Origin of the sequence: Amycolatopsis sp. NBC_01480 (genome assembly GCF_036227205.1) — a bacterium.
In the GTDB taxonomy this organism is placed as follows: domain Bacteria; phylum Actinomycetota; class Actinomycetes; order Mycobacteriales; family Pseudonocardiaceae; genus Amycolatopsis.
On sequence record NZ_CP109442.1, the window covers coordinates 4,683,661 to 4,704,428 of the forward strand.

Sequence of the window (20,768 nt, forward strand, 5' to 3'; positions counted from 1 at the left end):
CGGCCTCGAAAAACTTCAGTCCGTCCCGGGCAACGTCAGATCGCGGGACTTGCGGAAGTCCGCCAGCGTCAGCCAGGCCAGGTGCGGGTCCAGCGCGAGGTGACGCCGCGCGACGGCCAGCTGGTGCAGGTCGGCGGTCAGCCGCTCCTCGGTGAGCGCTTCGGTGAAGACCTCCAGCAGCGTCGCGCTGAAAAGCACAAAAGCGCTGCTGTGCCAGCGAAGCCGGTTGACCTCGTCGGTGGTGTCCTGGGTGGCGCCCTGATTCAGTTCGGCGGCGAGCGCGGCCAGCTCGACGGCGTTGCCGGATTCGGGGATACGCAACAGTTTCGACCACAGGTCGGCCAGCGCGTCGCTGTGCTCCAGGCCGCGCGCCTGACCGGTGAACGCGCCGGCCTTGGCGGCCAGCTCGGTGCGCACCAGGATGCCCGCGACGGCCGGAAGCGCCGGCTGGTACCGCTCGGTGGTCACGTCCACCATGTCGATCGTGGTGCGCCGCAGGTCGCGGGGGAGGCCGCCGGACAGGCAGTGGCACAGGTAGGAGAACTGCTCCTGGATCCCCGGCAGCCGCTTCGCGATCCACAGCCGGCTCTCGTCCATGGTGAACGGTTCGAGGCGGACCAGCTCGGAGAACGCGCTGTCGAACGCGTCGCGCACGGCCAGCCCGCGCTTTTCGAAACTGACCACCGCGTCGTCGGACACCGCGACGAAGAACAGGCAGCCGGGCACGCCGAAGATGCCCTTGACGTCGTTCACGAGCTGGTGCGCTTTCTCCTGCTCGCCTATCTTGTCCAGCTCGTCGATGGCGACCACGAGCCGGTCGGTGACGCCCGCGTCCCGCAACGTCGCCGCACTGCGCCGGGCGAACTCCCGGAAGCTCGCCACCACCTCGGGGTGCGTCAGCTGCTGCTCGGCCCGCTGGGTGCTGCGGGTGCGGCCGAGGTCGGCGCCGGCCGGCAGGGTGAGCTTGCCCGACCAGCCGCTGGTGTGGGTCTGCAGGAACCGGATCCGGTCCAGCTGCTCCCGCGCCTCGGCGAGCAGCCCCCGCAACTCGGCGTGGCGTCCCCGGCCGAACGCGCGCGCCAGCCATCGCCCGGCCACGACGAGTGCGTCGGCCACCAGCCACAGCGCGAGGATCGCCACGATGACCAGCGCGATGCGGTGGCTGGTCGGCTGGCTCGTCCACAGTGCTAACGGCGTCCGCCAGTCCCGCTTGAGCAGCTGCCACAGCTCGCCGGGGAACGCGAGCAGCGAACCGCCCCACAGCCAGCCCCCGGCACCCCAGCCGATCGCGACCGAGATGACCACGTCGGCCAGCGCGCGAAGCCCAGTGCGAATCGCGGCCCGCCAGCTTCTCGTGCGCTCGCCGACTTTTTCACTGACCAGATCGAGTACGGCCTTGCACAGCAACGCGTGCAGGTGCAGCACGAAGTCCCGCGCGTCGTAGTTGGCCGGCGCGGACGCCACGACAACCAGCGGCGCGCGCGTCTCGCTGCCGTGGATGAGTCCCCGCTGCATGGACTGGATCGCGGTCGTCTTGCCGACCCCGCGCTGCCCGCCGAGCGCGACCGCCCCGGTGTCGGCCCGCTCGATGATCCGCCGCAACCGCTTGGCCGACGCGGTGGGGACGATCAGCAGGTCCTCCTCGTCGTAGAGGCCCTGCTGATCGTCGAAGGCGAGTTTGGTTCCGTAGCAACACTTCCGATGCGCGGTGATGTAGGCCCGCAGCCCCGGCAGCACGACTTCGCGGAGCGCGAACTCCTGCCGGTTCCCCAGCCGGAGCTGCTCGTCGCCGAACCGGGCCGCGCCGAGGTTGCCGGGCTCGAACCCGGTCAGCAGCAGGGGAGCGCGGCGGATGACCAGCCGGGCGGACAGGGCCAGCGAGCACAACAGCCCGGCCACGGCGAAGATCCGGAGGAACCCCGGCAGGCTCGGCCAGGCGGCGCGGAACAGGGCGAGGTAGCCGACACCGAGCAGCATCGCGAACACCAGCCAGGCGACTTCCGGCGCCTCGACCGTCCGGGCCCGCGGAGCCGATTCGGTGTCATCCACCCGGTCCTGGATCATCCGGATCTTCGCGAGCAGCGCCTCGTCGCCGACCAGCGCGTCTCGCGCGTCCACGGCGCGCAGTTCCTCCACGCGCAGGGCCGTCGAGATTTCGTAGTCCTCGAGCGCGTCGTCGACCAGCACGCCCAGCGCGACCCGCGCGCTCCACGACTCGTGGTCGGTGAAGAACTCCTCGCTCACCGAGCGGGGGTCGCTCCACTCACCGTTCACCCGGGCATGTTCCCACAAACCGCCCAGCGGCAACGGCGGTTCGGCCGCGGTGTCAGCGCGGTGTCAGCGCCATCGACGGGCCGTGTCAGCGCCCCGGCGCACGCTGGGCCGACCACGGAGAAAGGGGGACCCTTGACCACCACCACGACCACCACCGCGATCACCGCGACCGGGTTGCGCAAGGCCTACGGCGACCACACGGTGCTCGACGGCATCGACCTGAACGTCGCGGAGGGCTCGATCTTCGCCCTGCTCGGCCCGAACGGCGCCGGCAAGACCACCACCGTCCAGATCCTGTCCACGCTGCTCGAGGCCGACGGCGGCGAGGCCCGCGTCGCGGGGCACGACCTGGTGCGCGAGCCGGACGCGGTGCGCGGCTCGATCGGGGTCACCGGGCAGTTCTCGGCCGTCGACGACCTGCTCAGCGGCGCCGAGAACATGCAGCTGATGGCCGATCTGCACCACCTCGGCCGCGCCGAGGGCAAGCACCGGGTGGCCGACCTGCTCGGCCGGTTCGACCTCGCCGACGCCGCGGGCAAGCTCGCCTCGACCTACTCGGGCGGCATGCGCCGGCGGCTCGACCTGGCGATGAGCCTGGTCGGCGTGCCGCGGATCATCTTCCTCGACGAGCCGACCACGGGCCTGGACCCGCGCAGCCGCCGCACCATGTGGGGCATCATCCGCGAGCTGGTCGCGGGCGGCGTCACCGTTTTCCTCACCACGCAATACCTGGAGGAGGCCGACCAGCTCGCCGACCGGATCGCGGTGCTCGACCACGGCCGGCTCGTCGCGCAGGGCACTGCCGAGGAGTTGAAACGGCTGGTGCCCGGCGGCCACATCCGGCTGCGCTTCGCCGACGTCGCCTCGCTGGCCGCCGCCGAGCGCCTCTTCGACGGCTCCACCCGCGACGACGACGCGCTCTCCTTGCAGGTCCCCAGCGACGGCGGCGTCCACTCGCTGCGCGCCCTGCTCGACCGGCTGGACGCGGCGTCGGTGGAGGTCGGCGAGCTGTCCGTGCACCTGCCCGACCTCGACGACGTTTTCCTCGCACTCACCGAAAGGACCTCGGCCCGATGAGCGGCTACGCCCTGCGCGACTCCGCAACCATGTTGCGGCGCAACATCAAGCACATGATCCGGTACCCGTCGATGACCGTGCTGCTGGTCGCCATGCCGGTGATCTTCCTGCTGCTGTTCGTCTACGTCCTGGGCGGCACGCTCGGGGCCGGCCTCGGCGGAGGGCGCGACGCGTACGTCAACTACGTGACGCCGGGCATCATCCTGATGGCCATCGCCGGCGCCGTGCAGGGCACCGCGGTGGCCGTGTCGATGGACATGACCCAGGGCATCATCGCGCGGTTCCGCACCATGGCGATCAGCCGCGCCTCGGTGCTGACCGGGCACGTGCTGGGCAGCGTGATCCAGGCGATGATCAGTGTCGCGGTGATCATCGGCCTCGCGCTGGCCATCGGGTTCCGCTCGGACGCGGGCCCGCTGCAGTGGCTCGGCGCGCTGGGCATGCTGGTGCTGCTTTCCTTCGCGCTGACCTGGCTGACGGTGGCGCTCGGGCTGGTCAGCAAGAGCGTCGAGACCGCCAGCAACCTGCCCATGCCGCTGGTCCTGCTGCCGTTCCTGGGCAGCGGCTTCGTGCCGACGGACTCGATGCCCGCCGGCGTGCGCTGGTTCGCCGAGTACCAGCCGTTCACCCCGGTGATGGAGACGGTCCGCGGCCTGCTGCACGGCACGCCGGTGGGCGGCACCGCGCTGCTGGCCGTGGGCTGGTGCCTGCTGATCACGGTCGGCGGTTACGTGTGGGCCCTGCGGTTGTACAACCGGAACCTGCTCCGTTAGTCCACAATGGACGTGACCAGCGCGGGAAGCTCCGCGCTGGTCACGTTTCCGCCGGTCTGGAACGCCTCCTCGTACGCGTCTTCACCGAGCGCCGCGCGGGCAGCTGTCTCGATACGGGCGGAGTCCGGCTGGGTCAGGTCGTGGCCGCCGCGCACAGTGGCGGTCACGGCCAGCATCCGGGCCGCGTCGGCCGGCCGGCCCAGGCGCAGCGCCTGGTCCGCGACGCCGACCAGGATCTGGGCCAGGTAGAGCGCGTCGCCGGAATTCCGGGTCAGCTCGAAGGACTCACGACGCGAATCCGCCGCCGCCGCCAGGTTCCCGGCGTCGGCCTCGAGAAAACCCTGGGAGTACAGCAGCATGGCGCGGAACACCGGGTGCACCGGCGCGGATCCCATCAGCGCTTCGGCGTGGCGGAGTTCCACGCGGGCAGTGGCCGGATCACCGCGCCAGCGCGCCAGCTCCGCCTTCGCCTGGGCCAGCCCGGCCAGCGCGTCGGGGAACACGACGGTCCGCGCGTCCCGGTCGGCCGCGGCCAGCGTGGCCGCGGCGCCCTCGGCGTCGCCGAGCTGCCAGAGCAGCTGGGCCTGGCGGCTGCGCAGGTGCAGGACGTCTTCCACGGTGCCCATTTCGGAGATGACGTCGATGGCCTCCCCGTTGTGGGCGGCCGCGGCCGCCAGATCGCCGCGACGGCCCTCCAGCTCCGCCAGGCTGCCCAGCGCGAGCGAGAGTCCCCATCGCTCCCCGGCCGCGCGGAGGTCCCGCAGCGCCTGCTGGGCGTCGGCCTCCGCTTCGTCGAGGCGATCGCCGAAGCTGACCAGCATCCGCACCCGGGTCAGCCGGGCGTGGCCGCGCAGCCACGGGTCCTCGTCGGTGAGCAGGCCGTCCAAAATGTCCAGTCGAGGGCCGGCGCCGTCGCGGAGGCCGCGCATCAGCTCCTGCAGCGGGATGAGGAACCGCAGCATCGGGTGGACCGAGGTCTCCCGCTCGGCGAACTCCAGCGCGGTCTGCACCCACGAGTCGATCTCGCTGTCGTCGCCGACGCCCGCCGTGACGAACATGGCGTACAGCGCGTACGCCGTCGCCCGCGCCTCGTCGACCTCGCCGGGCACGGCCAGCGCCTGGGTGATCAGGTTCAGCCCCTCGCTCCGGTGCCCGCCCAGCAGCCAGTACCAACCGGCCGCGACGACCAGCCGCACGCACGCGGCGGCGTCACCCGCGGCGATGGCGCCGCGCACCGCGGCCGTGAGGTTGTCGTGGTCCGCGGCCAGCAGCGCCAGCCACTCGAGCTGCTCGGCGCGGCGCAGGTGCGGGTCGGCCGTCTCGGCCAGCCAGGCGAACCAGTCCGCGTGCGCCCTTCGCACCTGCTCGCGCTCGCCGGCCTCGTCCAGCCGCTCCAGCCCGTACGCCTTGATCGTCTCGAGCATCCGGTACCGCGGCTCGCCCGTGTCCTCGACGACCACCAGCAACGACTTGTCGGTCAGCGCGGTGAGCAGGTCGAACGCCTCCGGGGCGCCGCAGACCTCCGCGGCCGCCTCGGCCGTCGCGCCGCCGGAGAACACCGCGAGCCGGCGCAGCAGCGTGCGTTCGGCGTCCGAAAGCAGTTCCCAGCTCCAGTCGACCACCGCGCGCAGCGTGCGGTGCCGCGGCAGCGCGGTGCGGCTGCCGCCGGTGAGCAGCCGGAACCGGTCGTCGAGCCGCGCGGCCAGCTGGTCGGCGGTGAGCGCGCGCAGCCGGGCCGCGGCCAGCTCGACGGCCAGCGGCATCCCGTCCAGCGCGCGGCAGACCCGGACGACGGCGCCGACCGTCGTGGCGTCCACGGTGAACCCGGGGCGCACCGCCGACGCCCGGTCGGCGAACAGCCGGACCGACGCGCACGACATCGCTTCTGTGACGCCGCAGTCCTGCGGGGGCAGCGCGAGCGGCTCCACCGGCCACAGCGCTTCGCCCGTGACGGCGAGCGGCTCCCGGCTCGTCGCGAGGATCCGCAGCCGCGGGCATTCGCCGAGCAACGCGTCCGCCAGCTCCGCCGCGGCGTCGATCACGTGCTCGCAATTGTCCAGTACCAGCACGGCATTCCGGGCGCGCAGCGCCGCGACGGCCCGGTCCAGCGGCGTCCCGGAAGCCGGCCCGAGGTAGGCCTGGCCACGCAGGCCCAGCGCGGTGAGCACGGCCTGCGCGACGTCGGCGCCGTCGGTGACGGGCGCCAGCTCCACCAGCCAGACGCCGCCGTCCGCCTCGTCCAGCAGGGTGCGCGCGGTCTCGGTGGCCAGCCGCGTCTTCCCGGCGCCGCCCGGCCCGATCAACGTCGTGAGCCGGTACTCGCCGACCAGCTTCGCGACCACGGTGACGTCGGAGTCCCGGCCGACGAAGCTGGTCAGCCCGGCGCGCAGGTTCGTCCGCGATTCGTCCACTGTGGAATTAAACGCGGCGGAATCAAACGCGGTGGAGCCACGCAGGATGGACGCGTGCAGTTCGGCCAGCTCGCCGGACGGGTCGGCGCCCAGCTCTTCGGCCAGCACGCGGCGGGTCCGCTCGTAGACGTTCAGCGCCTCGGCCGGCCGGCCGGCCGCGCACTGCGCGCGCATGAGCGCCAAGGCCAGCCGTTCGCGTAACGGGTGTTCGGCCAGCAGATCGGCCAGCTCACCGGCCAGCGCGGCCCCGGCCCCCAGCCGCAGCGACGCCTCGGCGTGCTCCTCGACGGCGGTCAGCCGCAGCTCCGCCAGCCGCGCGAGCGGGGCCTGGAAGTACTCGCCGTCCGCGGGCACCGGGCCGCGCCACAGGTCCAGCGCCTCGCGCAGTAGCTGGGCGGTGTCGGCGTCGCCGCTCCCGCGGGCCTCGGTGAGGAGTTCTTCGAACCGGGCCACGTCGGTCTCCGCGACCAGGCGGTACCCGGTGGGCGTCGAATCCGGCGCGACGCCCGCCTTCCGCAGCCGGGAGACCAGCGCCTGCAGCGCGTTCGCCGTGCCCGGCGGATGCTCGCCCCAGACGGCGTCCACCAGTCGCGCCGACGCGACGACGCGCCCCGGCTCCAGCGCGAGCGCCGTCAGCAGCGCGCGCAGACGGGCGCCCGCCACCTCGACGGCAATGCCGTCTTCGGTCCGGACGTCCAAGGGCCCCAGCAAACTGATCCGCACCGCTCGATTCTGCCGTGCCGGGGCCGCCGATACCTCGGGGATCGCCCGGATTTACGGCATCGCGACCGAATTCGGCTGGAGTCGACTGCAAAAATAGAGTTGACCCCAACTTCGGAGCCTGCTGCACTGACCGGCATGACCGAAGGACTCCGCGCCCGCAAGAAGCGCGAGACGGCGGCCCGGATTTCCGGCGTCGCCATCGGATTGTTCGTCGAGCGGGGGTTCGACGCGGTCACGATCGCCGAGGTGGCGGAGGCGGCCGACGTGTCCGTGAACACCGTCTACAACCACTTCCGGACCAAGGAGGACCTGGTCCTGCCGCCGGAAGAAGCGTCGCCGGGACGGCTCGCGGAGATGGTGCGGGCGCGGGGGCTGGGGGTCTCCGCGGCACACGCCGTCCTCGGCCGGCTGCGCGCCGAGGTGCGCGGGCGCGAACGCACGGTCGGCCTGACCGAGGGGTTCGGCCGGGTGCTGCCGATGATGCTGGCCGCGCCGACGCTCGCCGCGCGGCTGGGCGAGCTGGGCACGCGGATGACCGGCGAACTGGCCGCGCTGCTCGCCGAGGAGGCGGGCACGGGCCCGGACGACCGCGTGCCCGGGCTGGTGGCCGCGCAGATCGGCTGGGTGCACAACCTGGTGTACGCGGAGATCGGCCGGCACGTCGTCGCGGGGAAGCGGCCCGATGCCGTCGCGGCGGCGGCCGAAGAGCTGCTCGACGCCGTCGAGGGACTGCTCGGCGAGCGGGTTCTCACTTACGCAGTCAAGGAAGAAGACCGGTCATGACGCAGGACCTGTTCCGGGTGATCGTCCGCGGCAAGTTCGACGGCCTCGACGACGCCGGCCGCACCGCCTTGCGGGCCAAGGACAGCGGCCCGCTCTTCAGTGAAGAAGGCACTTTCACCTACGACGTCAACGCCACCGCGTTCACGTTCCGCTGCCAGGTGCCCGCCGGGCCGGACGACGACGAGCGCGTCGCCAGGGAGCGCGCGGCCGAGGCGCTGCAGGCCCACGGGCTGCCGTGCCGGGACCTGAACTTCGCCGTCACGGACCTGCGCACGATCCGGGTCCGCGCCAAGAGGCGATGACCCGAAGTCGCGTCGTTCCCGTCTTCCGGCGCGCTTCGTACCTACAGTGGCCGGGTGACTACGCCCGCACAGCACAAGCGCGACCAGGCGAGCGCGCGCGTCGGCCGGCTCCAGGAGGGCCTGCGCGCGGGGCTGGCCGGCCTGCCCGCGCTCGCGGATGACCAGGAGCGCACCGCGGCGCTGGACCGGCTCGTCGACCAGGCCGGTGACCTGCTGCGCACCGAACGCGAGGTCGAGGCAGCCGCCGAGCAGGTGCGCCTGGCCCGGCTGGAGGCCCGGCGCGTGGGCACGCAGCGGATGGCGCTGTACCTCGCGACGCTGCCGGTCGGGGTCGGGCTGGTGGCCGGCGCGCTGATGCTGTTCGGCGGGATCAGCGCGGTGTGGGTGCTGCTTGTCCTGCCGCTGCTCGGCGCCGGGCTGCGCATCGCGCTCGGCCCGGTGGGCCCGACGCCGCTGATGGTCGACCGGCGGCTGCGCGCGGCGTACACGGGCGCGGCGGCCGGCGTGCTGACGGCGGCGGCGCTGGTGTTCCAGGCTTCCACCGCCGCCGAGGTGATCCTGGCCCTGCTGGCCGGCATCGCCGCCGCGGCCACGGTGCTGTTCCTGGTGCAGGAGGTCCGGTGACCCACTCCGAGTACTACGCCGACACCGGGTACTACCCGGACGCCGAACCGTTCGAAGACCCGGACGGCGAGCGGGAAGACGAGTTCGCCGTCCTGTCCGACACCGTCGACGGCATGCAGGAGACCGTCGACGACCTCGAATCGCGCACCGGCCGGGAGCTGACCGACCTGCGCGAGTCCGTGGATTCCTACCGCGAGGCGCAGGAACGCCACGAGTCCCGGCTGGACCTCGCGACGCGGCAGCTGGAACGGCTCAAGCAGCGGCTGCTGGTGCTGGAACGCGCCGTGCGGGTGTCGGAGAAGGTGCCGGTGGTCGACCTCGACGACGTCGGCCCGGAGCTGCGCAAGCTCGCGGCCGACGCCGAGCGGCGGCACGCGCTCACCGCGCAGCTCATGACCGCGAACCAGCGGCGGCCGTACGAAGAGGACATCGCGCTGCTGCCGAAGGCGTGGGAAGCGTTGGCGGACAGCGAAAAGTCGTTGATCGCGGTGCTCGGCGTGCTGGCGACGACCCAGCGCACGGACGAGCGTCGCGCCGACGCGGAGGCCCGGCTGTCCGAGGTGGCCGCCCGCCGCCGCGGGGTGCTGGACCGTCAGCTCCCCGCCGCCATGAAGGACGCCGAAGCGGCACAGCAGGCGCTGGACGCCGACGACCTGACGCGCACCCGCGTCCTCCCGCAGATTGAAAAAGCGGAGCGTGACTGGGAAGAGCTGCACGCCCGCCTGCGCGAGCGGATCACCAGTGCGCTCGGGTCCAGCGCGTTACTGCCGGTGTGGTTCACGCACGCCTTCGGGGTCGCCCCGCCCTCGGGCGCGGCGAGCGACCGGTGGATTCGCGCGTCTTCGTCGGTGCTGGCCTACCGCGTGACCCACGGCGTCACCGACCAGGCCCTGCCGCTGGGCGAGCCCCCGGCGCCCGACACGGACTGGACGCAGCCGCAGTGGTCCTGGCGCGCCCGGCTGGAACAGGACATCGAAGACCTGGACGACAGCGTCGGCTGAGCTGACTCGTGAGTGTTTATGACGGTTAGAACCGGTATGAACACTCACGAGCTTTTCAGCAGGTCACGCTGCGCCCAGGCGACGTCGCGCCAGGCGCCGTGCTTCCAGCCGATGCGGCGGTAGGTGCCGACGGGCTCGAAGCCGAGCGCGCGGTGCAGGCCGGCGCTCGCGTCGTTCGGCAGCGTCATGCCCGCGACAGCCGTACGGAAGCCGCGCTCGACGAGCCGGGCGAAGAGGGCTTCGTACAGCGCGCGGCCGCTACCCGTACGCCGTCGTCCCAGCTCCAGGTACACGCTCACTTCGCACGAGAACCGGTACGCCGCGCGCTCCTTGTACGGGCCGCCGTACGCGTAGCCGACGACACGGCCTTCGTCCTCGATGACCAGCCACGCGTGGGTCTTCACGGCTTTGGTGATGCGGTCCGTCATCTCCTCGACGGTGGGCGGCTCGAGCTCGAAGGTGATCGCGGTGTCCGTGACGTACGGCGCGTAGATCGCCGCGCAGGCTTCGGCGTCGCTCGCCGAGGCGTCTCGAATCAACATGGTCACTATAGTAGACACGAGACGCTGCTATAGTCGACAGCTGTGACGGATCCCCTCTCCGAGTCGATTGCCGCGACGCTGCGCGCGGCTCGTCAGGCCCACGACATCTCGGCCGGTGCCCTCGCCGAACGCGCGGGCGTTTCCCGGGCCATGGTCGGGAAAATCGAGCGCGGTGAAGCCCAGCCGACGGCCGTGCTGCTGAGCCGGCTGGCGTCCGCCCTCGGTATGAGCCTGTCGGAACTGGTGGCCCACGCGGAGGACAACGACCGCCGGGTCGCGCGCGTCGCGGACCAGCCGAAGTGGACGGACCCGGTGACCGGTTACCTCCGCCGTTCCGTCTCGCCCCCGGGTCGCGGTGCGACGGAACTCGTCGAGGTCACCCTGCCGGCGGGCGCGGAGGTCGCGTTCCCGGCCGACTCGTACGCCTTCGCCGATCATCAGATCTGGGTCCTGGACGGGCATCTGCGCTTCCACGAGGGCGCGGCCGTCCACGAACTCGACGCCGGAGACTGCCTCCAGCTGGGCCGTCCGCAGCCCTGCGCGTATGCGAACCCGACGGCCGAGCCCTGCCGGTACCTCGTCGTGCTCACGAAGCGCTGAATCGGTCTACAAAGGACAAACCGGCCGGGGAACAGGTCCCCGGCCGGTTCGCGTCGGACGTCAGGAAAGCTCCGGGACGACCTTCGAGGTGAACAGCTCGATGCCCGAACGGTCGTACGCCGCTTCGGTGAAGTACGTGATCGCGTACGTCATGCCGAGGCCTTCGAGTTCCTTCAGCTTCGGGATGATCTGCTCCGGGGTGCCGACCAGCGGGCCCGTGGCGATGTTCTGGTACGAGCTCTCCAGCACGTCGGCCGGCAGCAGCGGCTCGTAGTGCGCGCGGATCCACGCCAGGCGGTCCTGCACGTCCTTCTCGGTCTCGCCGATGACGACGTTGTAGTTGGCCGAGCGGACGATCTTGCCGTAGTCCGTGCCGACGTCCTTGCAGTGCGCTTCCAGCACGGAGGACTTGTGCTGGAAGCCCTCGGTGTCACCGACGAAGTTCGTGTACGACGCGTACTTCGCCGCCGTACGCAGGGTTTTCTTCTCGCCGCCGCCGGCGATCCACAGCGGGATGCCGCCTTCCTGCAGCGGAAGCGGGCGGGAGATCGCGCCGTCCACCTGGTAGTGCTTGCCGTCCAAGGTGGCCTTGCCCTCGGTCCACAGCTGGCGCATGATCTGCACGCCCTCGTCGAGCTGGCCGAGCCGGTCCCCCGCGCTGGGGAAGCCGTAACCGTAGGCGCGCCACTCGTGCTCGTACCAGCCGCCGCCGATGCCCATCTCCACGCGGCCGCCGGAGATCACGTCGATGGTGGCGGCCACCTTCGCCAGGTAGGCCGGGTTGCGGTAGCCCATGCAGCTGCACATCTGGCCGAGGCGCACCCGGCTCGTCGCGGCGCCGTACGCCGCCATCAGGCTCCACGCCTCGTGCGTGGCTTCGTCGCTGGGGACGGGAACGGTGTGGAAGTGGTCGTAGACCCAGATCGACTCGTACGGCCCGGCGTCGGCGTAGCGGGCGAGGTCGAGCATGGTGGTCCAGTGGTCCGCGGGGTCGATGCCGACGAGGTCGTGGCGCCAGCCCTGTGGCACGAAGAGTCCGAATCGCATGGCCCCGACCCTAAGCCTGGAGTCGCTCCACCTGTGGCGCGAAGCCACGGAATTCACAGTTTCGGCAGCCGCTGGGAAACCCCGAGCAAGGCGGCGAACGGGTCACCGGCGGTCTTGACGCGGTCCAGCACGGTCCGCACGGTCCAGCGCGCCGGCGTCAGGTCCGGGTCGTCGAGTTCGTCCCACTCCAGCGGAACCGACACCGGCGCCCCGGGCTGCGGCCGCACGCTGTAGGGCGCCACCAGGGTTTTGTTGTGCACGTTCTGCGTGTAGTCCAGCCGGGCGCGCCCGCCCCGGCGGTCCTTGTGCCACGCCCAGCTCACCAGCTCCGGCACGGTCTTCCCGATCATCTTCGACACGGTCTCGGCCCACGCCCGCGTCTCGGCGAAGGTGTAACCCGGTTCGACCGGCACCCACACCTGGATTCCGCGCTGCCCGGTCACTTTCGGCCGTCCGACCAAGCCGAGGTGCGCCAGTGCGGTGCGGTGCAGCCGGGCCAGCACCAGCACGTCGTCGAACGAGGTCTCCGGCCCGGGGTCGATGTCGAAGAGTGTCCACGTCGGACTCCCGACGTCGGGAATCCGCGAGGTCCACGCGTGCAGTTCGAGCGCGCCGAAGTTGGCCAGCCACGCCAGATCCGCCGCCGCGCCCGGCACGAGGTACTGCTGCACCTCATCGGCCGCGGCGGCTTCGTTGTGCCAGCGCTGCAGCCAGTCCGGCGCGTGGTCGGGCACTTCCTTGTGCCAGAACCCGGGTTTCCCGATGCCGCCGGGAAACCGCTGCGTATTGAGCGGCCGCCCGGCGAGGTAGGGCAGCATCGCCGGCGCGATCGAGGCGTAGTACCGGATGAGCTCGCGCTTGGTGATCGGCTCCTCGCCGTCGCGGCCGGGGATCAGGACTTTGTCGAGGTTGGTGAGCACCAGTTTTCGCCCGCCGAGGGTCCAGGTGCCGCGGGCGCCGAGTGCCTCCAGTTCGGCTAGTTCTTGTTCGGTGGGCCCAACGAAGACGGTCTCTGCTTCGGCTGCGGGGTGGTCTTTGCGTCGCGTCGCCGCCTTGTCGGTACGGCCGCCGGGGATGGGCTCCTCCGCTTCGGCGGCGGGCCGGTCGCCGTGCCACAGCGCCGCGGGTGCCGCCGCGACCTCGTCGTTGGTCAGCCCGCTTTTCACGGACTTCAGATGATCCTCGGCGTCCCAGCCGGAGCGGGCGTGGTCATCCTGCTTGTGTAGCAACAACCACTGCTTGCCGTCGCCGTCGCGTTTCGGGTGGATGAGCACGAACCGTCCGGCCAGCTTGTCCCCGAACAGGTCGAAGTGCAGGTTCCCGTCGGCGAGGGCCTGCTCGGGGTCGTCGGTGTCCGCGGGTTCCCAGGTCCCGCGATCCCACACGATCACGTCTCCGCCGCCGTACTCGCCGTGCGGGATCACCCCCTCGAAGTCGGCGTATTCGAGCGGATGGTCCTCGACGTGCACAGCCATCCGCCGCGCTTTGGGATCCAGCGTCGGCCCTTTCGGCACAGCCCAGCTGACGAGCACCCCACCCAGCTCCAGCCGCAGGTCGTAGTGCCGCCTCCGAGCCCGATGCCGCTGCACGACAAACCGCTTACCGCCCGCGGCTTCCCCGCCCGCGTTGCCCCGCGCGGCCTCCCCACCCGCGGGCTCGGCCGTGCGCTCGAAATTCCGCATCGCACGGTACTTCGCGAGCCGCTCAGCCGCCTCATCCATGGTCCGCCGCCCTCCTCGGCCCAGCGTAAGACAACGCGCTGGTCTTGGCCCCGTCTCCGACTCGGCAGGCGGCTTCGTCGAGTCTGGTCCGCGCTCTGAAGGGTCGGCGGCTGTGCTCAGCAGACAGGCGGTCCCGGCGCCTCGTCGGCCGCCCCGGCGCACGCGGCGATGTCTGTGGTCGCGGTCGCCTGCTGGAGTAGGGCGTAGAGCTGCTCGCGCTCGTCGTGGCTGAGGCCGGCCAGGACCTCGTCCTCGACGCCGGCCAGGGCGAACTCCGCCTTGGCCAGCTTCTTCGCCCCGACGTCGGTCAGCTCCACGACGTGCCGGCGGCGGTCCTCGGGAGAGCGGCGGCGCTCGGCGAGGTTGTCAGCTTCGAGGTCGTTCAACAGGCCGACGATGGTGGTGCCGTCCATCTCCAGCGTGCTCGCCAGCGCCCGCTGGGTGCTGCCGCCCTGGTCGCGCAGCACGGTGAGCGCGAGCAGGTGCCGCGGCCGCAGCCCGAGGGGGGCCAGCACGGATTCCGCCCGCAGCCGCATCCGGCGCGAGAGGTGGTCGAGCAGCGCGCCGCACCGGTGGGGCGGCTGGTTGACGACCGGGAGCGAGCTCATCTGCCCAGCATACGAGACGAAGGCGATCGTAGGCGTGCTATAAATGGTTTGCCTTACACCAACGATCTACGGATGGCTAACGAGATGGCTCACCTGCTGCACATCGACTCGAGCATCAATGGCGACCGCTCGGTCAGCCGCAAGCTCACTGCCCGTGCCGCCGCCGCGTGGCGCGCCGCGCACCCCGAGGGCACCGTCACCTACCGCGATCTGGGGCAGAACCCGCTGCCGCACCTCGACGCCGAAAACGGCCTGGCCCGCATGATCCCCGCCGAGCAGCGCACGCCCGCGCAGGAAGCTTCTTGGCAGCTCACCGAGGAACTGGTCGGGGAGCTGCGCGAGGCGACGACGGTCCTGCTCGGCCTGCCGCTGTACAACTTCGGGCCGCCGAGCGTCATCAAGTCCTGGGTCGACCACCTGATCGCGCCCGGGCTGTCCTTCGACCCGGCCACGCGCGCCGGCCTGCTCGACGGCCGCGAGCTGCTGGTCCTGGCCAGCCGCGGCGGCGGTTACGGCGAGGGCACCCCCCGCGCCGGCTGGGACCACGCCACGGCCTGGCTGCCCCACGCCCTCACGATGACCGGCCTCGAACCGCGCTTCATCGCGGCCGAGCTGACCCTCGCCGAGTCCAACCCGGAAATGGCCGACCTGCGTGGCCTCGCCGCCGAGAGCCTCGCCGCCGCCGAGCGCGAGATCGACGCACTTTGGGTTCCGGCCAACGCCTGACCCCACGTCGGCGCAGTCAGGGGCATCGCGGCCCGGGGAGGTGCCGCGGTGCCCTGGCGGCTCCACAGTGGACGGATCGGGCCGCCGCATCCACTGCCAGTGGATGCCACGCCGCCGCGTCCGGGCCTCGTACACTGGGTAACCGGAGTCGGGTCCGTTCAGGCGGTGAGGTGGTTGTGGCCGAAGAGGGAAAACCGTTGCGGGCGGATGCGCGGCTCAACCAAGACCGGTTGCTCGAGGCGGCCGCGAGGGCGTTCGCGAAGGAGGGGGTCGGCGCGTCGCTGAAGGCGGTGGCCAAGGATGCGGGAGTGGGGATCGGCACGTTGTACCGGCGATTCCCGACTCGGGAGACGCTGGTCGAGGCCACCTACCGCAACGAGGTCGCGCGGCTCTGCGACTCCGTCCCGGACCTGCTGGAGACCACGAACCCCGCCGACGCCCTGCGGACCTGGATGGACCGCTTCGTCGCGTTCATGGCAGCGAAGCACGGGATGGCCGACACGCTCAAAGCCGTCCTGACCGCCGACGGGGAACTCCGCATGCGCACCCGCGACCTGCTCACCGACGCGCTCGAAACGCTCCTGTCCGCTGGCATCGCCAAAGGCGCCCTGCGCCGTGACGTCGACACGAACGACGTCCTCATGGGACTCGGCGGCGTCACCCTCATCGCCGGCGAGCCCGGTCAGGAGGCGTTGGCGGGCCGTCTGCTGAACCTGCTCGTCGACGGGCTGCGTTACCAGGCCTCGTGAGCGTCCGCCTGCAACCAGCCCTATCGCTGCTCGGCGATGTCGCTGTGCCGGATCCGGTAGACCTGCAGGCTGAGGTCGTAGTACTTGGTCGTCTCGCCGACCCACTCCATGCCCAGCCGCTTCGCCGTGGCGACCGCGCGGGTGTTGTTCGGCCGCGCGACCGCGAACAGCTCGTCGGTGTCCTGGGTGAACGCCCAGTCGATCAGCGCGCGCGACGCCTCCGTCGCGTAGCCCTGGCCCCAGGCGTCCGGGTGCAGCTGCCAGCTCAGCTCCAGGTCCTCGCGGAACGGCGGCAGCAGCCGGATCCCGAGCCCGCCGACCACGGCACCGTCCGACTTCCGCTCGACGGCCCACCGCCCCCGCGGCGGGATCATGTTCGGCTGCGCCTCGAGCCACGCCTGGAGCACCGAGCGCATCGCCGCGACGTCGGTGACCCGGTCCATCGCCGGCGTCAGCCAATGGGTGACCTGCGACGAGCCGTAAACCTGGTACGCGGCTTCGGCGTCTTCGGCCGACCAGTCACGGATCACGAGACGGTCGGTGGCCAAGGGCATTTCCATGCTTGAACGGTACGCCGGACCGGTACCCCAGCGGCAGGTGACGAGCGGCACCTTCGCCGCCCGGTGAACGGCAACCCAGCCAAGCCGGCCACCACCGGGTGCAGCCGTTCTCGAAGTAGCCTGTGTGCGTGGAGATCTGGGTCAACCCGCGTTGTTCGAAGTGCCGCTCCGCCGTCTCGCTGCTCGACGAGGCCGGCGTCGGGTACACCGTGCGCCGTTACCTCGACGAGCCGCCGACGCCCGCCGAACTCGACGCCGTCCTGCAGCGCCTCGGCCTGGACCCGTGGGACATCACCCGCACCGGAGAGAAGGTGGCGGCCGAGCTGGGCCTGAAGTCGTGGCCCCGGACTCCGGACGCGCGGACCCGCTGGATCGACGCCCTCGCCGCCGATCCCGTCCTGATCCAGCGCCCGATCATCACCGCCGACGACGGCACCACCCTCGTTGCGCGCGATGAGGAAACGGTCCGCTCGCTGCTGCCTTGAGACGCTGCCCTACTCGTTCCTCCTCTGGTTACCAGCCGGCCCGCAGCGCGTGAGCCGGTGCCGGAAATGAGTGGACAGCGGCGAGGGGAGCCGGTGTGATCGGGAGGCGTTCGAGGTGGGGGAGGCTGAGTGTCCACTGGGGACATGTCGTCCGACGAGGTGATCATCACCGTGGCGGTGGTGCGGCGGCTCGTGGGCCGGCAGTTCCCGGAGTGGGCCGGGCTGCCGGTGGTGCCGGTGCCCTCGCCCGGGGTGGACAACGCCACGTGCCGGCTCGGCGAAACGATGTCGGTGCGGCTGCCGCGGTTCTCGCGGTGGGAGGGGCAGGTGACGCGGGAGCAGTGTTGGCTGCCACGCCTCGCGCCGCAGCTGCCGTTGCCCGTCCCGGTTCCGCTCGCGGTGGGCGCGCCGACGGCCGAGTACCCGTTCCCGTGGTCGGTCTACCGTTGGCTCGACGGCGAACGGGCCGACCCGGAGCGGCTCACGGACCTTCGGCAAACGGCTCTCGATCTGGCCGAGTTCTTCCTTGCACTGCAAGGGATCGACGCGACCGACGGGCCGCCGCCGGAGTGGAGCAACGGCTTCCGCGGCGTCCCGATGGGGGATCCGCGCGACTCGGCGGTGGTGGAGTCGCGGGTGCGCACCTGGATCGCCGCGCTCGTCGGGCGCATCAACATTGACGCGGTGACGGAGGTATTCGAGACGGCGCTGGCGGCACCCGCGTGGGACCGTCCACCGGTCTGGGTGCACGGCGACCCGGCGCCAGGCAATCTCTTGTCCCGCAACGGTCGTTTGTCGGCGGTGATCGACTTCGGCACCCTCGCCGTGGGCGACCCGGCCTGCGATCTCATCGTCGCCTGGGCCCTCTTGGACGACGACGCCCGCGGGGTCCTCCGCGAAGCCCTCGCGATCGACGACGCCACCTGGGCACGCGGCCGGGCCTGGGGCCTGACCGCGGTGCTGCCGGACCCGTCCCGCCCAGCCACCGACGGCGAGGCCGACCGTTTCGACGCCCTTGTCGCCGACCTCCCGCTTTGACGCGCCGAACTGATTCGCCGACCTCCGGCTTTGACGCGCCGAACTGGTGCGCGGCGGTCAGAAGCCCGGCAGCTGGCGCTTCAGCCGGTCGAGCCAGCGGCCGACGGTTTCGTCGTACCGGCCCGGGTCGTTGAGCGGCGCGGCCGTTGCGACGGCGGTCTGCACGTGCTCCCGGACGGTGCCTGCCCACTCCGGGAGCGCCCACACTGTTTGGAAGTAGTTGTCGCGCATCTGGACAGCTGCTACCTCTTGGTAGCCGGCGGTGGCCTCGGCGACGTTCAGGCCGTAGCTGGACGAGCCCGGCGTGGGGCTGCTCGCGGTCAGCACGATGACCGTCGGGCGGGCGTGGAGGACGACCTGCGTCGGGTCTGCGCCCCTGGAGATCTGGGGGTCGTTGAGGCCGATGAAGTCGGTGGAGTGCCAGCCGCTGTAGTACGGCATGGCGCCGGCGTCGCTGACGGCGAGCGTGCGGGCCTGCTCCGGTACCTCTGCCGTCGCGAGGCCCTTGCCGATCGCGACGTGTGCGCGTTGCAGGTCCGGGCCGTAGTTCGCGATTGTTCCCAGGTCCGGCGCGGTGGCGCCGAGGACGGCCGACCAGACGACCGCGACCAGCCCGGTCAGCGTCGTCACCCAGCGGCCGCCGAGCGTGGCGGCGGCCAGGCCCGCGCCAAGGCACAGCACCGGCACAGCGTGGTCGGCGAACCGGTCGAGGTAGTCCATCGACGGGCCGGAGACGGCATACGTCACGTAGGTCAGCAGCACCGTGACGACCAGCAGAGACCCGATCCGCCGCGTCGCCCGGCGGATCACGAGCGAGAGGGTGAGCAGCAGGAGAGGGAGCAGCAGCCAGGTGGTGTGTTCTGTCCACATGCGACCGGAGGTCAGGTTGCCGAACTTGACGTAGAAGGTGTTCGGCAGCAGCTGGCCGTAGTACTTCCAGCGCCACACGAAGTAGCCGCCGCCGACCAGGGCCGCCCCCGCCGTCCAGCTCCAGGCCGCACGGCTGCGCCGTTCCCGCCAGAGCCAGACCGCGACCGTCGGCAGGGCCGCGAGCACGCCTTCGGGCCGGAGCATGCCGAGCACCAGGAGCAGGACGGGAGGCTCGTAAGCGCGCACCCGTTCACCGTCGAGCACTCGCAGGCCGAGCAGCACGATTCGCAGGAGCACGGCGGCGAATGCGGCCGTCTCCAGTCCGCTGGTGATGTGGAAGTACGTCGGCAGGAACACCACGTACGCGCCGCCGGCCACGAGCATGCCGCCGATGCCGCCGCGCCGGTGGCCCGTGCCGGCCAGCATCAGGAGGGTGAGCAGACCGAACACCAGCGACGTGAGCTTCATGAACAGCGGCAGCGCGACCCCCAGCCACGCGCCGAGGCCGGCCCACACCACCCAGCCGAAGTCGGTGAAGCCCTCCACCCGCGGTCCGGTCACGTTCCAGACCGGCCCGTGCCCGGCAGCGAGGTTCGCGGCATATCGGAAGCTGATGAAAGCGTCGTCGATCGTGAAGAACCAGGCGGCCCACACGCCGGCGAGGAACACTGCGAGCAGCACGACGCCGATGACAACGGCAGGCGCGCGGCGTCGTGGCCGGGTCACCGGGCTGTCCTCTTGAACGGTCTCCGCATTGGTGACGGTCATGCACGTTCCCCTGCTCCAGCTGCGGTCCCCGACCGGTCGGCAAGACTTTAGCCGTCGGGTCGCGACGGGCCTTGGCCGACCGGCGCCGGGGCCTGCGGGCAGGGGCTCGACGCCGGCGGTGCCGCTGGTGCACGGGGCGTTCGCGCAGATCCGACTGAACCGGGTCATCGAGTGGCGGGTTTCCAGTGGTCGCCGAAGCGGAGAACGATCCGCAGGGCAAGCACTTTCCCGATCGGCCCGGTGGTCCGGCTGGGCGCTGGTGACCGCCTGACCGGCGCCGGGACGGTGAGATGCGATCCGCTATAACCGCAGGTAGATTCGCGGTCGTGACCTTGACGGAGTCAGCTCATGCGTGAGGACGAGGTCCGCGCGCAGCTCACCACGCCGCTGGCCGCGCCGGCGTTTCCGCGGGGGCCGTACCGGTTCACCGACCGGGAGTACCTGAACATCACTTACCGGACGGATCCGGACGCGTTGCGGGCGCTGGTGCCCGAGCCGCTGCGGGTCGTCGAGCCGTTGGTGCGGTTCGAGGTGATGCGGATGCCGGATGTGACCGGGCTGGGGGACTACACCGAGTCCGGGCAGGTCGCGATGGTCAGTTACGACGGGGAGCCCGGCGAGTTCACCCTCGGCATGTACGTGGACAGCCTGCCCGCCATCGCGAGCGGGCGCGAGGTGGCCGCGTACCCGAAGAAGCTCGGGGCGCCGAAGCTCTTTGTCGACTCCGACACGCTCGTGGGGACGCTCGACTACGGCTCCATCCGCGTCGCGCTCGCCACCATGGGCTACAAACACCGCAAGCTGGACGAAGACGTGGCCCGCCAGGAGCTGACGGCGCCGACGTACATGCTCAAGATCGTGCCCGGCTACGACGGGAAACCGCGGATCTGCGAGCTGGCGCGCAGCCAGATCAGCGACCTCACGGTCAAGGGCGCCTGGACCGGCCCCGCCCGGCTGCACCTGGTCGCGCACGCCCTCGCGCCGCTGGCCGACCTGCCGGTGCTGGAGGTCGTCTCCGCGAGCCACCTGCTCACCGACCTGACACTGGGCCGTGCGGCCGCGGTGCACGACTACCTCGCCTGAGGA

At 71.4% G+C, this 20,768-nt stretch carries 20 protein-coding genes; 12 read left to right on the forward strand and 8 right to left on the reverse strand.

Going from position 1 to position 20,768, the window contains the following annotated elements:
• Positions 1-15: 15 nt before the first annotated feature.
• Positions 16-2,274 (reverse strand): hypothetical protein, encoded by a 2,259-nt coding sequence (locus OG371_RS22540; protein ID WP_329072268.1) that lies wholly within the window; start codon positions 2,272-2,274, stop codon positions 16-18.
• Between the two features lie 132 nt (positions 2,275-2,406).
• Here OG371_RS22540 and OG371_RS22545 point away from each other — a divergent pair, with 132 nt between their 5' ends.
• Both OG371_RS22545 and OG371_RS22550 read left to right on the forward strand, forming a co-directional pair.
• Positions 2,407-3,351, forward strand: a complete 945-nt coding sequence (locus OG371_RS22545) for an ATP-binding cassette domain-containing protein (protein WP_329072270.1) — start codon at positions 2,407-2,409, stop codon at positions 3,349-3,351.
• On the forward strand, positions 3,348-4,124 hold the full coding sequence (locus tag OG371_RS22550; protein WP_329072272.1) for an ABC transporter permease: 777 nt from the start codon (positions 3,348-3,350) through the stop codon (positions 4,122-4,124). Before OG371_RS22545 ends, OG371_RS22550 begins: the two co-directional genes overlap by 4 nt.
• On the opposite strand, the gene OG371_RS22555 is transcribed toward OG371_RS22550, so the two are convergent.
• Positions 4,121-7,258, reverse strand: coding sequence for a BTAD domain-containing putative transcriptional regulator (locus OG371_RS22555; protein WP_329072274.1), 3,138 nt, complete (start codon positions 7,256-7,258; stop codon positions 4,121-4,123). The two genes, OG371_RS22550 and OG371_RS22555, sit on opposite strands and share 4 nt — an antisense overlap.
• Positions 7,259-7,393: 135 nt before the next feature.
• On the opposite strand from OG371_RS22555, the gene OG371_RS22560 reads away from it, so the two are divergent.
• The 4 genes from OG371_RS22560 to OG371_RS22575 are packed head-to-tail and all read left to right on the forward strand — an operon-like array spanning position 7,394 to position 9,968.
• A complete protein-coding gene (locus tag OG371_RS22560) occupies positions 7,394-8,041 on the forward strand; it encodes a TetR/AcrR family transcriptional regulator (RefSeq protein ID WP_329072276.1) in 648 nt (215 codons plus the stop codon).
• Positions 8,038-8,343: a DUF6204 family protein gene (locus OG371_RS22565; RefSeq protein ID WP_329072279.1), complete on the forward strand. Its 306-nt coding sequence runs from the start codon at positions 8,038-8,040 to the stop codon at positions 8,341-8,343. The genes OG371_RS22560 and OG371_RS22565 overlap by 4 nt, the downstream gene beginning before the upstream one ends.
• Positions 8,344-8,397: 54 nt before the next feature.
• Complete coding sequence (locus OG371_RS22570) at positions 8,398-8,967, forward strand: hypothetical protein (protein WP_329072280.1); 570 nt, start codon at positions 8,398-8,400, stop codon at positions 8,965-8,967.
• A complete protein-coding gene (locus tag OG371_RS22575; protein ID WP_329072282.1) occupies positions 8,964-9,968 on the forward strand; it encodes a hypothetical protein in 1,005 nt (334 codons plus the stop codon). Before OG371_RS22570 ends, OG371_RS22575 begins: the two co-directional genes overlap by 4 nt.
• A gap of 44 nt (positions 9,969-10,012) precedes the next feature.
• Here OG371_RS22575 and OG371_RS22580 read toward each other — a convergent pair whose 3' ends face one another.
• Entirely contained in the window at positions 10,013-10,510 is a 498-nt protein-coding gene (locus tag OG371_RS22580) for a GNAT family N-acetyltransferase (RefSeq protein WP_329072284.1), read from the reverse strand.
• Between the two features lie 42 nt (positions 10,511-10,552).
• On the opposite strand from OG371_RS22580, the gene OG371_RS22585 reads away from it, so the two are divergent.
• On the forward strand, positions 10,553-11,110 hold the full coding sequence (locus OG371_RS22585) for a helix-turn-helix domain-containing protein (RefSeq protein ID WP_329072286.1): 558 nt from the start codon (positions 10,553-10,555) through the stop codon (positions 11,108-11,110).
• Between the two features lie 60 nt (positions 11,111-11,170).
• On the opposite strand, the gene OG371_RS22590 is transcribed toward OG371_RS22585, so the two are convergent.
• From OG371_RS22590 to OG371_RS22600, 3 genes are all read right to left on the reverse strand, one after another.
• Positions 11,171-12,157 (reverse strand): LLM class F420-dependent oxidoreductase, encoded by a 987-nt coding sequence (locus OG371_RS22590; RefSeq protein ID WP_329072288.1) that lies wholly within the window; start codon positions 12,155-12,157, stop codon positions 11,171-11,173.
• Positions 12,158-12,210: 53 nt separating this feature from the next.
• On the reverse strand, positions 12,211-13,878 hold the full coding sequence (ligD, locus tag OG371_RS22595; RefSeq protein ID WP_329072290.1) for a non-homologous end-joining DNA ligase: 1,668 nt from the start codon (positions 13,876-13,878) through the stop codon (positions 12,211-12,213).
• A gap of 116 nt (positions 13,879-13,994) precedes the next feature.
• Positions 13,995-14,486, reverse strand: a complete 492-nt coding sequence (locus OG371_RS22600) for a MarR family winged helix-turn-helix transcriptional regulator (RefSeq protein ID WP_329072292.1) — start codon at positions 14,484-14,486, stop codon at positions 13,995-13,997.
• A gap of 84 nt (positions 14,487-14,570) precedes the next feature.
• Between OG371_RS22600 and OG371_RS22605 the strand changes: the two genes are divergently transcribed.
• Complete coding sequence (locus OG371_RS22605) at positions 14,571-15,212, forward strand: FMN-dependent NADH-azoreductase (RefSeq protein WP_329073249.1); 642 nt, start codon at positions 14,571-14,573, stop codon at positions 15,210-15,212.
• Positions 15,213-15,388: 176 nt separating this feature from the next.
• Positions 15,389-15,961, forward strand: coding sequence for a TetR/AcrR family transcriptional regulator (locus tag OG371_RS22610; protein WP_329072294.1), 573 nt, complete (start codon positions 15,389-15,391; stop codon positions 15,959-15,961).
• Between the two features lie 20 nt (positions 15,962-15,981).
• Here OG371_RS22610 and OG371_RS22615 read toward each other — a convergent pair whose 3' ends face one another.
• Complete coding sequence (locus OG371_RS22615; protein ID WP_329072296.1) at positions 15,982-16,521, reverse strand: GNAT family N-acetyltransferase; 540 nt, start codon at positions 16,519-16,521, stop codon at positions 15,982-15,984.
• A 128-nt stretch (positions 16,522-16,649) separates the two neighbouring features.
• On the opposite strand from OG371_RS22615, the gene OG371_RS22620 reads away from it, so the two are divergent.
• Together OG371_RS22620 and OG371_RS22625 are read left to right on the forward strand one after the other, a co-directional pair.
• Complete coding sequence (locus tag OG371_RS22620; protein WP_329072298.1) at positions 16,650-17,006, forward strand: arsenate reductase family protein; 357 nt, start codon at positions 16,650-16,652, stop codon at positions 17,004-17,006.
• A gap of 129 nt (positions 17,007-17,135) precedes the next feature.
• Positions 17,136-18,044, forward strand: coding sequence for an aminoglycoside phosphotransferase family protein (locus OG371_RS22625; protein WP_329072300.1), 909 nt, complete (start codon positions 17,136-17,138; stop codon positions 18,042-18,044).
• A 57-nt stretch (positions 18,045-18,101) separates the two neighbouring features.
• Here the strand turns inward: OG371_RS22625 and OG371_RS22630 are convergent, their stop codons facing one another.
• The gene (locus OG371_RS22630; protein WP_329072302.1) at positions 18,102-19,682 is read right to left on the reverse strand and encodes a hypothetical protein; all 1,581 of its coding nucleotides are present in this window, start codon (positions 19,680-19,682) and stop codon (positions 18,102-18,104) included.
• Between the two features lie 348 nt (positions 19,683-20,030).
• On the opposite strand from OG371_RS22630, the gene OG371_RS22635 reads away from it, so the two are divergent.
• Positions 20,031-20,765, forward strand: a complete 735-nt coding sequence (locus tag OG371_RS22635) for an acetoacetate decarboxylase (protein ID WP_329072304.1) — start codon at positions 20,031-20,033, stop codon at positions 20,763-20,765.
• Positions 20,766-20,768: the final 3 nt, after the last annotated feature.